Raw genomic sequence first — 14717 nt, forward strand, 5'->3', positions numbered from 1 at the left:
GGCTACTCCTTTAGCTTTCTAAGCTTCTTCAGTAATCAGAACTCTGTCTTGGCCATCAAGTTCTGTCATCTCTACGATGATTTCTTCAGAACGACTGGTTGGGATATTTTTTCCAACGTAATCTGGACGGATTGGCAATTCTCTATGTCCACGATCTACTAGAACTGCTAAACTCACGCGCGCAGGACGACCATGACCTACAATATTATCAATAGCAGCACGGATAGTGCGGCCTGTATAAAGCACATCGTCCACCAAGATAACTTCGCGGTCTGTCACATCGACAGAAACCAAAGAAGTATCTTCTCCACTTTTAACATCATCACGGAAAGGTTTTGTATCCAATTCCACAACAGGAACTGAAAGATTTTCTAGTTGCTCCAAACGTTCTTGGATTCGGTGGGCGATAAATACACCACGAGTTTTAATACCAGCCAAGACGATCTTATTCAAATCTTTGTTGCGTTCGATAATCTCATAAGTAATACGCGTAATCGCTCGTTTGACAGTCAATTCGTCTACAACTTCTTTTGCCTTCATGATAAACCTCCAAAAAGAAAAGTCTCCTTAAACAAGGAGACTTGAAATGTATAGCCAAGCGAGCCCTACTGCAAACAGTATAGACTTCACCCTACTACTTAATCGTTCTCCTTGCCTGCCTCACGGGACAGGTTTAAAGGAATATTTAGTTATCAAATACTATAGCACAAAGCATGCTTAAAATCAAGCAAAAACTTTTGAAACCCCATCTTATAAATTGCTAAAATCATATAACTGTGAGTACTGGTCACACTCTGGATTTTTAGGATGACAAATGGCTCTTCCAAAATAAATCATGGCCTGATGGGCAGCTAACCACTGCTCAGGCGGCAAGATATCCATGACCCGCTTTTCCACCTCAAGTGGTGTCGCTGATTTTTTGACGATATCGTGGTGTTTGCAAATACGCTCCACATGAGTATCCACTGCAAAGGCTGGAATCCCAAATCCTACACTCATGACAACATTAGCTGTCTTGCGACCAACACCTGCCAAACTCTCTAATTCCTCTCGTGTTTGAGGGACTTGACCATCAAAATCGTCTAGTAACTGTTGGGCACATTTTTTAAGGAATTTAGCCTTATTTCGATACAGTCCCAGGCGAGAAATGTGTGAAGCAATCTCACTTTCAGTCGCCACAGACATGGCTTGTGGCGTTGGAAAGGCAGAAAAGAGACCTGGTGTGGCCTTATTTACCGCTGCATCCGTTGTCTGTGCTGACAACATGACCGCAACCAAGAGTTCAAAATGATTGGTAAAATCAAGACTTGGCTTAGCATCTGGAAAAAGAGCAATGATTTCTTCTAGCACCTTTCGTGCACGTTTTTTTGACAAGACCATTATTCGTCTCCATCAAATAGTCCTTGTAAGCCAGCAAAAGGACTGTTTTCTTCTTTCTTAACAGCTTGTTGAGCTTGGTATTCTTCCTCAGTCATGATTTGCCAGTCATTTCCTGACACAAATCCTTGACCAGCTTCTTCTTCAGCCGTCAAGACCTTGATAGGAATGTTTAGTAGGATATTGTCTGACACGCTCTCAGCAAGGTCAAGTTCTCCATTTTCGATAGGCAAGACCAAATCATCATCTAAAACTTCTTGATCTAGCTGGTTGGTTGCGCCTTCCATGAAAACTTCCGTTACTGGATAAGATTCAACTAACTCAACTGGCTCCATACTGCGACTTGAAGCAAGAACAATGGTATAAGACAACTGATATTCTAAGAAATACATACGGTCTTCGTACTGTACTTTCCCAACTGCAAGGATATCTTTTACATCTAAAATTTCTTGATTACGTGCACGCAGGTCTGCGGCTAGGTCTAAGGTTTGTTCAAAATGCAAGCCTTCAGACTGCTTACGAATTTCTTGAATATTTAATTTCATACTTCCTCCATAAAGATTTACTCTCTTGATTATACCATGAAAAGGCTACAAATCAGCCCACCAAACTTTGTAATTAAAATTCGATTTTTTTAATATATTTATCACTATATTTTTTGGTGCTATACTATAGGCAAGAATACATGATAGCAAGGATGATGCCCCTATGGAAGACAAAGAACTCATTACAAATGCAACCCAACTCCTATCCGAGTTAAATAAAAGCTACCAAAACTGTAAACAAGGTACGGCAGATGATATTCGACTGCAAGAGCTGCTAAATACTACTCTGCAAGAGCTCAAAAAAGCGGAAAAGTTGAACAACAGTATCTTAATCGACCTTGAGAAATTTTACCAACGTACCAGTCTTCTGATAGGCCTCGGTAGCCTAAAACTGAACGACCAAGCACGCATTGCTTGGCGAAACTACGACAAATTCCATTACGAGCATGTCAAACACGTACTGACTCTTTATGGACCTGTTTTTGGATTTTAGAACTTGGAATTTCCAGTTTTCTGTTGACAAAATTTCCTTAAAGGTATAGTATAAAGATACTAATACTCGGAGGTAAGGGAGACATGAACAACTAAGTCTATCAAATAAAGAACCTTTATTTAGTAGATCTTGTTTTTGTCTCTTTTTGTGTACTCTTTTATGCTCTTTCTTCTGGCATTTTATACTCAATGAAAATCAAAGAGCAAACTAGGAAGCGAGCCACAGGTTGCTCAAAGCACTGCTTTGAGGTTGTAGATAAGACTGACGAAGTCAGTTACATATATCTACGGTAAGGCGACGCTGACGTGGTTTGAAGAGATTTTCGAAGAGTATTAATAGAGTTTTTTTGACATAAACTTTGGCTCTACTAGATAAAGTAGAGCTTTTTGTTATGCACTATTGACATTCTAGAAAGGGCAATCATATGATAAAAATCAATCACCTGACCATCACACAAAAAAAAGATTTACGAGACCTTGTCTCTGATCTAAGCATGACCATCCAGGATGAGGAAAAGGTAGCTATTATTGGCGAAGAAGGAAATGGCAAATCCACCTTACTTAAAACTTTAATGGGGGAAGCTTTGCATGATTTCACTATCAGGGGTGACATCCTGTCTGACATTCAGTCAATAGCCTACATTCCTCAAAAAGTCCCTGAGGACCTGAAAAAGAAAACTCTACACGACTACTTCTTTTTAGATACTATCGATTTAGATTACAGTGTCCTCTATCGTTTGGCTGAGGAGTTGCATTTTGATAGCAATCGTTTCGCAAGCGACCAAGAGATTGGTAGTCTATCAGGGGGTGAAGCTTTGAAAATTCAGCTCATCCATGAGTTAGCTAAACCCTTTGAAATCCTATTTTTAGATGAACCTTCAAATGACCTAGACCTTGAGACGGTTGATTGGCTAAAAAGACAGATACAGAAGATGAGGCAAACTGTTATTTTCATCTCCCATGATGAAGACTTTCTTTCTCAAACGGCAGACACTATTGTTCACTTGCGACTGGTCAAGCACCGTAAAGAAGCAGAAACGTTAGTAGAGCACTTAGACTATGATAGTTATAGTGAGCAGAGAAAGGCTAATTTTGTCAGACAAAGCCAGCAAGCTGCTAACGACCAGAGAGCCTATGACAAAACCATGAAAAAGCATCGCCTGGTCAAGCAAAATGTAGAAACTGCCCTTCGAGCTACCAAAGACAGTACTGCCGGTCGCTTATTAGCTAAAAAGATGAAAAATGTTCTCTCTCAAGAAAAACGCTTTGAAAAGACAGCTCAGTCCATGACCCAAAAACCACTTGAAGAGGAAGAAATCAGACTTTTTTTCTCAGATATACAGCCATTACCGGCATCTAAAGTCTTAATCCAACTGGAAAAAGAGAATTTGTCCATTGGTGAGCGAGTTTTGGCTCAAGGACTTCAACTAACTGTTCGTGGCCAAGAAAAAATCGGTATCATTGGCCCAAATGGTATTGGGAAATCGACTCTGCTAGCCAAGTTTCAACAGCTGCTTAGCGCCAAAAGAGAAATTTCGCTTGGTTTTATGCCACAAGATTACCACAAAAAACTGCAATTGGATTTATCACCAATAGCCTATCTCAGCAAAACTGGGGAAAAAGAGGAACTACAAAAAATCCAATCTCACTTAGCCAGTCTCAATTTCAGTTATCCAGAAATGCAGCATCAAATTCACTCCTTATCTGGCGGACAACAGGGTAAACTCCTGCTTTTGGATTTAGTCTTGTGCAAACCAAACTTTCTCCTGTTGGATGAACCTACACGAAACTTTTCTCCAACTTCTCAACCCCAAATCAGAAAACTCTTTGCAACCTATCCAGGCGGTCTCATCACTGTTTCGCATGACCGTCGTTTCTTAAAAGAGGTCTGTTCGACTATCTATCGCTTAACAGAACACAGTTTAGAGGTCGTTGATCTACAAGATATATAAATCTTGAACATAGCAAAAATCCAGAGATGACCTCTGGATTCTTTTTACATATGTTTTAAACGTTCAATCCGTTCTGAAATAGGTGGGTGGGTGTAAAAGAGTTTTTGGAACCCTCCCCCTTTCTTGGGATCATTGATATAAAGTGCACTGCTGGCATCATCTATAGGACGACTCATTGGTTTACTATTATCCAACTTACGTAGAGCATTAATCATCCCTTGAGGATTGCGGGTTAACTCGACACTGGAAGCATCAGCTAGGAATTCCCTCTGACGAGAAATAGCTAGTTGCACCAAGGTTGCAGCGAGAGGCGCCAGCACAATAGCTAGTAGGGAAACCACTAGCATAATGATTTCAAGACCATTTCCATCTCTATCATCGTCACTTCGTCTGCGACCTGCGCCACCCCACCACATCATACGACCTGCCATACTAGAAAGCATGGTGATAGCACTAGCAAGGGCAACAGCAATAGTCGAAATGCGGATATCGTAATTACGAATATGACTGACTTCATGTCCCATAACAGCTTCTAGTTCTTCACGATTCATGATAGCTAGGAGACCTGACGTCGCAGCAACCGCCGCATTTTGAGGGTTAGAACCTGTCGCAAAAGCATTTAAGGCTGGATCATCAATGATGAAAACACGAGGCATAGGAATCTGAGCCACCATAGCCATATCTTCCACTACATGGTAGAGGTCTGGTGCCATTTGCTCATCAACCTCACGCGCTCCATTCATTGACATGACAATCTCTGTCGATTGAAAAATCATAGACAAGGCATAGATAAAGCCGATAATCAGTGCGATAACCAAACCACCAAGCCCAGACCGCATAAAGAGGTAACCAACCGCATAGCCAACAAGAGCTAAGAGTAGGAAAAATACCAGCAACAAAATCCACGTTTTTCGTTTATTGCTTGCAATTTGATCAAACAACATCTTAGTCACCTAAACCGCTAAAATCAACTTTAGGAACTGCCTTTTCCTCTTCTGGTGTTTGAAGGAAATCTGCTGCTTTAAATCCAAACATTCCAGCGATAATATTGCTTGGGAAAGTTTCTAATTTTACATTGTAGTTGCTGACAACACTGTTATAGAGTTGACGAGAGTAAGAAATTTTATTTTCCGTGTTTGTCAACTCCTCTTGCAATTTAACAAAGTTGGCACTAGCTTTCAAATCTGGATAGCTTTCTGCAACTGCAAAAATACCTGAAACCTGACGAGTAAGGGCATCACTAGCTTTCATAGCTTCTGCTGGTGAAGTCGCTGCCGCCACTTGGTTACGCAGTTCTGCCACCTTTTCAAGGGTAGAACCTTCATATTTGGCATAACCTTTTACAGTCTCAATCAAGTTTGGCAAGAGATCATTTCGACGTTTCAACTGAACATCAATCTGACTCCAAGCCTCCTTTGTTTGCATACGATTTTTAACCAAACCGTTATAGCTAACAATCACAAAAATAACAATAAGAGCTAAAACTCCAAGAATAATCCAAGTCATTATATAAGTCCTTTCTGCTTTTAGATTAGTACCAGTATATCAAATTTTTTATGATTGTGGTAAAATAAGATGATACTAAAGAAGGAAATAACTATGAAACCAGAAACATTTTACAACTTGCTTGCCGAGCAGAATCTTCCACTTTCGGACCAGCAAAAAAAACAATTTGAACGTTATTTTGAACTCTTGGTCGAATGGAATGAAAAAATTAATCTAACAGCTATTACAGACAAGGATGAAGTTTATCTCAAACATTTTTACGATTCGATTGCACCCATCCTTCAAGGCTTGATTTCAAATGAAAATATCAAATTGCTTGATATTGGAGCTGGGGCAGGATTTCCTAGTCTGCCGATGAAAATTCTCTATCCTCAGCTAGATGTGACCATCATTGATTCACTCAATAAGCGCATCAACTTCCTGCAACTTTTGGCCCAAGAACTGGATTTGGACGATGTTCATTTCTACCATGGACGTGCCGAGGATTTTGCCCAAGACAAGAACTTCCGTGCTCACTATGATTTTGTAACAGCTCGTGCGGTTGCCCGTATGCAGGTCTTGTCTGAATTGACTATCCCCTACCTTAAAGTTAGTGGCAAACTATTAGCACTCAAGGCCAGCAATGCGCCTGAGGAATTATTAGAAGCTAAGAATGCCCTCAACCTCCTTTTTAGTAAGGTCGAAGACAATCTCAGCTACGCCCTACCAAATGGAGATCCGCGCTACATCACAGTGGTAGAAAAGAAAAAAGAAACGCCCAACAAATACCCACGTAAGGCTGGCATGCCAAATAAACGCCCGCTTTAAATTTTTAAGTAAAAAATATTTACAAAATCAGCCTCGCTCTTTTATTTCTAGGCTCGGGAAAAAATGATTTACAAAATCATTTTTTTCTGCTATACTATCCTAAGCAAAGGTTTTTAATGTCATCCCGTGAGGTGACGAAGACGCAGAAATATTTGAAACTCTTTAAAATCTAAATTTTAAAGAAGTCTTACTCTGAGGGCCTATTGCTGTAAAATAATGGGCTCTTTTTTGATGCCCAAAAGTGAGGTTTATATGAAACAAGAATCAACTGTTGATTTGTTACTAGACGTTGACCAACGTCCTTCGGCTGGAAAAGGAATTCTCCTTAGCTTCCAACACGTTTTCGCCATGTTTGGTGCGACCATCTTGGTACCATTGATTTTGGGAATGCCTGTATCCGTTGCCCTTTTTGCTTCAGGTGTTGGAACACTCATCTACATGATTTCAACTGGTTTTAAAGTTCCAGTTTATCTAGGTTCTTCATTTGCCTTTATCACAGCTATGTCACTGGCTATGAAAGAAATGGGTGGTGATGTATCTGCTGCTCAAACAGGGGTTATCTTGACTGGTTTGGTCTATGTCCTTGTTGCTACCAGCATCCGATTTGTAGGAACAAAATGGATTGATAAACTCTTGCCACCAATCATTATCGGTCCTATGATCATCGTTATCGGTCTTGGACTTGCAGGTTCAGCTGTTACCAATGCTGGTCTTGTAGCAGACGGGAATTGGAAAAATGCTCTTGTAGCAGTTGTTACTTTCTTGATTGCTGCCTTTATCAATACAAAGGGAAAAGGCTTCCTACGAATCATTCCATTCCTATTTGCCATTATCGGTGGTTACCTCTTCGCACTAACTCTTGGCTTAGTTGACTTTACACCAGTTCTTAAAGCCAACTGGTTCGAAATTCCTGGTTTCTACTTGCCATTTAGCACAGGTGGTGCCTTTAAAGAGTACAATCTTTACTTTGGGCCAGAAACCATCGCTATCTTGCCAATCGCTATCGTAACAATTTCTGAACACATCGGAGACCATACTGTTTTGGGTCAAATCTGTGGCCGTCAATTCTTGAAAGAACCAGGTCTTCACCGTACTCTTCTTGGTGACGGTATCGCAACTTCTGTTTCTGCCTTCCTTGGTGGACCAGCCAATACAACTTACGGAGAAAATACAGGGGTTATTGGTATGACTCGTATCGCTTCTGTCTCAGTTATCCGTAACGCTGCCTTCATCGCGATTGCCCTTAGCTTCCTTGGTAAATTCACTGCCTTGATTTCAACTATTCCAAACGCTGTACTTGGTGGTATGTCAATCCTTCTCTATGGAGTTATCGCAAGTAATGGTTTGAAAGTCTTGATCAAAGAACGTGTGGATTTTGGGCAAATGCGTAACCTCATCATCGCAAGTGCTATGTTAGTCCTTGGACTTGGAGGAGCTATCCTTAAACTCGGTCCAGTTACCCTTTCAGGTACTGCCCTATCAGCCATGACAGGAATCATCTTGAACTTAATCTTGCCATACGAAAATAAAGACTAAAAGCCTAAATACACCTAATCCACTCAGACAACTGAGTGGATTTTTCGCATATCATAATAAAAGTATCTTAACAAAATTATTAAAATCAAAAACGCATAATATCAAGTGTTCATAAACCTTGATACTATGCATTTTGTTATAATATTTGCTTTATTTGGCTCAATCTCTTGTCTTACTTGCGTTTCTTCTTCGCTTTCTTCATTTTATTCGCCATGCGTTTCATGGACTGTTTCATAGCAAATTCACCGATTTTACCTTTGAGTCCGCCACCAAACATTTGGCTCATATCTGGCATTCCTGCCCCTCCGAGAGCTGACAGGTCAGGCATACCGCCTTGTCCCATCATTCCTTCAAGGGCAGACATATCCATTCCTCCCATATTTGGCATATTTTTTGGAAGGTTGTTTGGATTGATTCCCATCTGCTTCATCATCTTGTTCATATCACCAGACATGACTCCCTGCATGAGCTGTTTAGCCTGGTTAAAGTCTTTGATGAATTTATTAACTTCGACAAAGGTATTTCCAGAACCAGCTGCGATACGACGGCGACGGCTCGGATTTAACAAATCTGGATTTTCACGTTCTTCAGGTGTCATGGAAGACACAATGGCACGTTTGCGCGCAATCTGGCGCTCATCTACCTTCATGTTTTGAAGGGCTGGATTGTTGGCCATACCTGGAATCATCTTGAGCAAGTCTTCCATTGGCCCCATGTTTTGCACCTGATCCAATTGATCGATGAAATCATTGAAATCAAAGGTGTTTTCACGCATCTTCTCAGCCATTTCAAGGGCTTTTTGCTCATCGTATTCTTGAGAAGCTTTCTCAATCAAAGTGAGCATATCCCCCATACCAAGGATACGGCTAGACATGCGATCTGGGTGGAAGGTTTCAATGTCCGTAATCTTTTCACCTGTACCAGTGAACTTGATTGGTTTTCCAGTAATGTGACGAACAGATAGGGCCGCACCACCACGAGTATCCCCATCAATCTTGGTAAGGATGACCCCAGTCACTTCCAACTGAGCATTAAACTCACGCGCAACATTGGCCGCTTCCTGACCAATCATGGCATCAACGACGAGGAGAATTTCATTTGGTTGAGCCAATGCTTTTACGTCACGAAGCTCATTCATCAATAGCTCATCAATCTGCAAACGACCTGCCGTATCAATCAAAACATAGTCGTTATGATTGGCTTGGGCTTGTTCCAAACCTTGACGAACAATCTCAACAGCTGGAACCTCTGTCCCAAGAGCGAAAACCGGCACATCAATCTGTTGACCCAGAGTTTTCAACTGGTCAATAGCCGCAGGACGATAAATATCCGCCGCAATCATTAAAGGACGAGCATTTTCTTCTTTCTTGAGTTTGTTGGCCAATTTACCAGCAAAGGTTGTTTTACCAGCCCCCTGCAAACCGACCATCATGATGATGGTAGGAATCTTAGGTGACTTGATAATTTCTGCCGTATCAGAACCTAAAACGGTTGTCAGTTCCTCATCAACGATTTTAATAATTTGTTGCGCAGGATTAAGGGTATCAATAACCTCATGTCCGACTGCACGCTCACGAACTTTCTTGATAAAGTCCTTTACAACAGGCAAGGCAACGTCGGCCTCAAGCAAGGCCAAGCGAATTTCTTTGGTTGCCTCTTGGACGTCAGATTCAGAGATTTTTCCTTTTTTACGTAGATTTTTAAAGACGTTCTGCAAACGTTCTGTTAAACTTTCAAATGCCATTTTTCTTCCTCTTATTCTCTATTATCAATACTTGTTAAAATTTCTATCTGCTCCTGCAGAAAGTCATCCTTGGGATAGCGCTCCAAAATCTGATCAAAAATCTGACTGCGGACAATGTAGTCCGAGTACATGTGCAATTTCATCTCATAATCTTCCAGAATCTTTTCTGTCCGCTTGATATTATCATAGACAGCCTGACGACTGACACCAAACTCTTCTGCAATCTCAGCAAGGCTGTAATCATCAGCATAGTAGAGTTCGATATAATTCATTTGCTTATCTGTCAAAAGCGCCGCATAAAATTCAAAGAGCGCATTCATACGATTGGTTTTTTCAATTTCCATAACTTTTATTATACCAAAAATTAGCCTAATCTACCACACTAGGAAGCCGCTCCAAGAAGATAGCTAGCTAAATTTGAAAAAGACATAATCCTAGCCCCAAGTAATTTCCAATTGATAGCTGGCAAAGGGATGTCCCTCTTGATTTTGTAGCTGATAATCTAGTTCAATCTTTTGCCCATCAACTTGATAATGGCTCGTTTGGATGACAAACTCCTGCATGCCCATAGGTGTGGGAATATAGGCTAAACTATCGCTATTTTTTAGAAAGCGCATAATGGTCTTGGGATTTGAAAAACGGCTCATCACCAGTTCTTGACCATGGAATTTAATCACTACTTTTTCCTTTTCCTCATTATAGAAAAGCAGGTAGCTATAATCTCCCTTTTCATGCACTTCAACATCATAAAGCTGGTCAATCACTTCCAACTGTTCATCAAACTGAATCGTATTTCGCATCCGAATCTTCACATCAAGTCCTCTTTCTTGTCTCTTGTCCTACTATTTTACCAAAAAGAGCAGGATTTTGCTATAATGGTCATATGAACGAAAAAGTATTCCGTGACCCAGTTCACAACTACATCCATGTCAATAATCAAATCATCTATGACTTGATCAATACAAAAGAATTTCAGCGTTTGCGTCGAATCAAGCAACTGGGGACTTCCAGTTATACCTTCCACGGTGGAGAACACAGTCGCTTCTCTCACTGTCTAGGAGTCTATGAAATTGCACGACGCATCACAGAGATTTTCGAAGAAAAATATCCTGAGGAATGGAATCCTGCCGAGTCTCTCTTGACCATGACAGCTGCTCTCCTACATGACCTTGGGCATGGTGCCTACTCCCATACTTTTGAACATCTCTTTGATACAGACCACGAAGCCATTACTCAGGAGATTATTCAAAGTCCTGAGACAGAGATTCACCAAGTCTTACTACAAGTAGCGCCCGATTTCCCAGAAAAAGTTGCCAGTGTCATAGACCATACCTACCCTAACAAGCAGGTTGTGCAACTCATTTCCAGTCAGATTGATGCAGACCGCATGGACTATCTCTTGCGCGACTCCTATTTTACAGGAGCATCTTATGGGGAATTTGACCTAACTCGAATTCTCCGAGTCATTCGTCCTGTCGAAAACGGTATTGCCTTTCAGCGCAATGGCATGCATGCCATCGAAGACTACGTCCTCAGTCGCTACCAGATGTATATGCAGGTTTATTTCCACCCAGCAACACGCGCCATGGAAGTTCTCCTGCAAAATCTCCTCAAACGCGCCAAGGAACTCTATCCTAAAGAAAAAGACTTCTTTGCCCGAACTTCTCCACACCTCCTACCTTTCTTTGAAAAAAATGTGACCTTGTCTGATTATCTAGCTCTGGATGATGGTGTGATGAATACCTACTTCCAGCTCTGGATGACCAGTCCTGATAAGATTCTTGCAGACTTGTCGCAACGCTTTGTCAACCGCAAGGTCTTTAAATCCATTACTTTTTCACAAGAAGACCAAGACCAGCTCGCCAGCATGAGAAAATTGGTTGAGGACATTGGCTTTGATCCCGACTACTATACTGCCATTCATAAGAACTTTGACCTCCCTTATGATATCTATCGTCCCGAATCTGAAAATCCACGAACACAGATTGAGATTTTACAAAAGAATGGTCAACTGGCAGAGCTCTCTAGCCTGTCTCCTATCGTCCAATCCCTTGCTGGTAGTCGTCACGGAGATAATCGTTTCTATTTTCCGAAAGAAATGTTGGACCAAAACAGCATCTTTGCAAGCATTACCCAGCAATTTTTACACTTGATTGAGAACGATCATTTTACCCCAAATAAAAACTAGAAGAGGAAATTTATGAGTATTAAACTAATCGCCGTCGATATTGACGGAACCCTAGTCAATAGCCAAAAGGAGATTACTCCTGAAGTCTTTTCTGCCATCCAAGATGCCAAAGAAGCTGGTGTCAAAGTCGTGATTACAACAGGCCGCCCTATCGCAGGTGTTGCCAAACTTCTGGATGACTTGCAGTTGAGAGATGAAGGCGACTATGTCGTGACCTTCAATGGTGCCCTTGTCCAAGAAACTGCTACAGGCCATGAGATTATCAGCGAATCTTTGTCTTATGAGGATTATCTGGATATGGAATTCCTCAGTCGCAAGCTCGGTGTCCACATGCATGCCATTACCAAGGACGGTATCTACACTGCCAATCGCAATATCGGAAAATACACTGTGCACGAATCAACCCTCGTCAGCATGCCAATCTTCTACCGCACACCTGAAGAAATGGCTGACAAGGAAATCGTTAAATGTATGTTTATCGATGAACCAGAAATTCTCGATGCTGCCATTGAAAAAATTCCAGCAGAATTTTACGAACGCTACTCTATTAACAAATCTGCTCCTTTCTACCTCGAACTCCTTAAAAAGAATGTAGATAAGGGTTCAGCTATTACTCATTTAGCTGAAAAACTCGAATTGACCAAAGATGAAACCATGGCTATCGGTGACGAAGAAAATGATCGTGCCATGCTGGAAGTCGTTGGCAACCCTGTAGTCATGGAAAACGGAAATCCAGAAATCAAAAAAATCGCCAAATACATCACTAAATCTAACGATGAATCCGGCGTAGCCCATGCTATCCGTACATGGGTACTGTAAAAGTATCATTTTTCAATAAGAATTGATTAGCAATATAATCCAATGAATTTTTTTAGCAAACTATTTAATTTAAAACAAAATAATCATAATAGAGACACAAATTCTGATTGTAACAATTTTTACCTAAACAAATTAGAGTGCGGCCTTACTCCTGGGCAACTCATACTCATAGATTGGACTCAAAAAACAGGGAGAAATTATAATTTCCCAAGATATTTTAAATACTCTCTTCAAATTGACCCTGAATCTACACACAATCAATTATACAAATTAGGATACTTCACTAAAAATAAGACTTTATCATATCTTAAAGTAGTAGAATTAAAAACTATATTATCTAAACATAATTTACCTACTTCTGGAAAAAAAGCAGAATTAATTACAAGAATAATTAATAATATCAACGTTGACAAATTAGATATTCCGTTCGAATTTAAACTAACAAAAGAAGCACAAAATCTTATTATCGAACATAGTGACTATATCAAAGCATACTATGATAAAGACATAACTATGGAAGATTATTGTAAAGAAAAAAATAATATCTCTTTTAAAGCAACTTTTGGTGATATAAAATGGAGTCTTTTAAATAAACAAGCTCATAGGAATACTGTATCAGGAGATTTTGGATGTTTATCTAACACACGAAAGGCTCAAGGAAGACATTTGGAACAAGAAGGTAATATTAAACATTCTTTAATATATTACATAGAATCTTTGATAATTACTAGTTCAGGATTAGAAAACAATTTTTCAGCCACTGATTATCCAGTATATTATCCCGATTCGATACCTGACTACTCACTAAAACATATTCAAACATTAATGGAATCATTATCTGATGACGATTATGATTTTGCTTTTGATGAAGCATTATTTCGCTTCTCAATTTTGAATGTAAATCATTTTTTATCTAAAGAAGATATTGACTATTTAAGAGTTAATTTACCTTGTTCTACTGCTGAAGAAATAAACAATTACTTAAAGAAATATGAATGTTATAGTCCTTTAAATAATTTAGAACTTGACGATTTTGAATAAATTGATTATACAAACATTTATATACTCGATATAGTCTCAATTTTATCTGATGATTGCCCAAATTTTTCAATAATAAAACGCATAATATTATGGAGATAATGAACTGCACCCCAAAAGTTAGACAGAAAAAATCTAACTTTTGGGGGTCAGTACATAAATCCCCTATATTATGCGTTCTTTTAATATCAAGGACTTTTTGACAAACTTCTTTGATGTCTAATTACTGCCCCCTGCCGGAATCGAACCAGCAACTACTCCTTAGGAGGGAGTTGTTATATCCATTGAACTAAGGGAGCTAGATAAAAACTCTGCTGAAAAGCAGAGTTTTTTAGTCGAATTAACGACGGATTTCTTTGATACGAGCTGCCTTACCTTGAAGAGCACGCAAGTAGTACAATTTCGCACGACGTACTTTACCGTAACGAACAACTTCGATCTTTTCAACACGTGGAGTGTGGATTGGGAAGATACGCTCAACACCTACACCGTTAGAGATTTTACGAACTGTGTAGTTTTCAGAAATGCCAGCACCTTTACGTGCGATAACAACACCTTCAAAAATCTGGATACGTTCACGGTTACCTTCGACAACTTTCGCGTGTACACGAACAGTGTCACCAGGACGGAATGATGGGATATCAGTACGAAGTTGACCTTCAGTCAAGCTTTGGATTAATGGATTCATTTTATTCTCCTATCTTTGTCAATCT

At 40.0% G+C, this 14717-nt stretch carries 16 protein-coding genes and 1 tRNA gene; 7 read left to right on the forward strand and 10 right to left on the reverse strand.

The window, feature by feature from the left end:
* Positions 1-18 precede the first annotated feature (18 nt).
* The 3 genes from pyrR to OC530_RS04850 form a co-directional block, all read right to left on the reverse strand.
* Positions 19-540 (reverse strand): bifunctional pyr operon transcriptional regulator/uracil phosphoribosyltransferase PyrR, encoded by a 522-nt coding sequence (pyrR, locus tag OC530_RS04840; protein WP_004257972.1) that lies wholly within the window; start codon positions 538-540, stop codon positions 19-21.
* Positions 541-750: 210 nt separating this feature from the next.
* On the reverse strand, positions 751-1380 hold the full coding sequence (gene nth / locus OC530_RS04845; RefSeq protein ID WP_219966591.1) for an endonuclease III: 630 nt from the start codon (positions 1378-1380) through the stop codon (positions 751-753).
* On the reverse strand, positions 1380-1922 hold the full coding sequence (locus OC530_RS04850; RefSeq protein ID WP_262080086.1) for a DUF177 domain-containing protein: 543 nt from the start codon (positions 1920-1922) through the stop codon (positions 1380-1382). The genes nth and OC530_RS04850 overlap by 1 nt, the downstream gene beginning before the upstream one ends.
* A gap of 163 nt (positions 1923-2085) precedes the next feature.
* Here OC530_RS04850 and OC530_RS04855 point away from each other — a divergent pair, with 163 nt between their 5' ends.
* Positions 2086-2415 (forward strand): hypothetical protein, encoded by a 330-nt coding sequence (locus tag OC530_RS04855; RefSeq protein ID WP_060805711.1) that lies wholly within the window; start codon positions 2086-2088, stop codon positions 2413-2415.
* A 424-nt stretch (positions 2416-2839) separates the two neighbouring features.
* Entirely contained in the window at positions 2840-4366 is a 1527-nt protein-coding gene (locus OC530_RS04860) for an ATP-binding cassette domain-containing protein (RefSeq protein ID WP_262080089.1), read from the forward strand.
* Between the two features lie 44 nt (positions 4367-4410).
* On the opposite strand, the gene htpX is transcribed toward OC530_RS04860, so the two are convergent.
* Complete coding sequence (htpX, locus tag OC530_RS04865) at positions 4411-5310, reverse strand: zinc metalloprotease HtpX (protein WP_173214160.1); 900 nt, start codon at positions 5308-5310, stop codon at positions 4411-4413.
* 1 nt (position 5311) lies between these two features.
* Positions 5312-5872, reverse strand: a complete 561-nt coding sequence (locus tag OC530_RS04870; protein ID WP_000219833.1) for a LemA family protein — start codon at positions 5870-5872, stop codon at positions 5312-5314.
* A gap of 93 nt (positions 5873-5965) precedes the next feature.
* On the opposite strand from OC530_RS04870, the gene rsmG reads away from it, so the two are divergent.
* Complete coding sequence (rsmG, locus tag OC530_RS04875; RefSeq protein WP_262080094.1) at positions 5966-6679, forward strand: 16S rRNA (guanine(527)-N(7))-methyltransferase RsmG; 714 nt, start codon at positions 5966-5968, stop codon at positions 6677-6679.
* Between the two features lie 252 nt (positions 6680-6931).
* Positions 6932-8215 (forward strand): solute carrier family 23 protein, encoded by a 1284-nt coding sequence (locus OC530_RS04880; protein WP_262080096.1) that lies wholly within the window; start codon positions 6932-6934, stop codon positions 8213-8215.
* 172 nt (positions 8216-8387) lie between these two features.
* Here OC530_RS04880 and ffh read toward each other — a convergent pair whose 3' ends face one another.
* From ffh to OC530_RS04895, 3 genes are all read right to left on the reverse strand, one after another.
* On the reverse strand, positions 8388-9959 hold the full coding sequence (gene ffh / locus OC530_RS04885) for a signal recognition particle protein (RefSeq protein WP_042751012.1): 1572 nt from the start codon (positions 9957-9959) through the stop codon (positions 8388-8390).
* Positions 9960-9970: 11 nt separating this feature from the next.
* The gene (locus OC530_RS04890; protein ID WP_000402066.1) at positions 9971-10303 is read right to left on the reverse strand and encodes a putative DNA-binding protein; all 333 of its coding nucleotides are present in this window, start codon (positions 10301-10303) and stop codon (positions 9971-9973) included.
* 90 nt (positions 10304-10393) lie between these two features.
* On the reverse strand, positions 10394-10771 hold the full coding sequence (locus OC530_RS04895) for a DUF1934 domain-containing protein (RefSeq protein WP_078374381.1): 378 nt from the start codon (positions 10769-10771) through the stop codon (positions 10394-10396).
* Positions 10772-10842: 71 nt separating this feature from the next.
* Here OC530_RS04895 and OC530_RS04900 point away from each other — a divergent pair, with 71 nt between their 5' ends.
* From OC530_RS04900 to OC530_RS04910, 3 genes are read left to right on the forward strand one after another with little or no spacing between them, the layout of a single operon-like run.
* Positions 10843-12147, forward strand: a complete 1305-nt coding sequence (locus OC530_RS04900; RefSeq protein ID WP_173219064.1) for an HD domain-containing protein — start codon at positions 10843-10845, stop codon at positions 12145-12147.
* Positions 12148-12159: 12 nt separating this feature from the next.
* Entirely contained in the window at positions 12160-12966 is an 807-nt protein-coding gene (gene yidA / locus OC530_RS04905) for a sugar-phosphatase (protein WP_164226581.1), read from the forward strand.
* A gap of 42 nt (positions 12967-13008) precedes the next feature.
* A complete protein-coding gene (locus tag OC530_RS04910; protein ID WP_262080104.1) occupies positions 13009-14007 on the forward strand; it encodes an SAP domain-containing protein in 999 nt (332 codons plus the stop codon).
* A gap of 224 nt (positions 14008-14231) precedes the next feature.
* Here OC530_RS04910 and OC530_RS04915 read toward each other — a convergent pair.
* Both OC530_RS04915 and rplS read right to left on the reverse strand, forming a co-directional pair.
* Positions 14232-14303, reverse strand: a tRNA-Arg gene (locus tag OC530_RS04915).
* 41 nt (positions 14304-14344) lie between these two features.
* Positions 14345-14692, reverse strand: coding sequence for a 50S ribosomal protein L19 (rplS, locus tag OC530_RS04920; protein ID WP_001068669.1), 348 nt, complete (start codon positions 14690-14692; stop codon positions 14345-14347).
* Positions 14693-14717 lie beyond the last annotated feature (25 nt).

It is taken from the genome of Streptococcus sp. Marseille-Q5619, assembly GCF_946901205.1.
In the GTDB taxonomy this organism is placed as follows: Bacteria; Bacillota; Bacilli; order Lactobacillales; family Streptococcaceae; genus Streptococcus.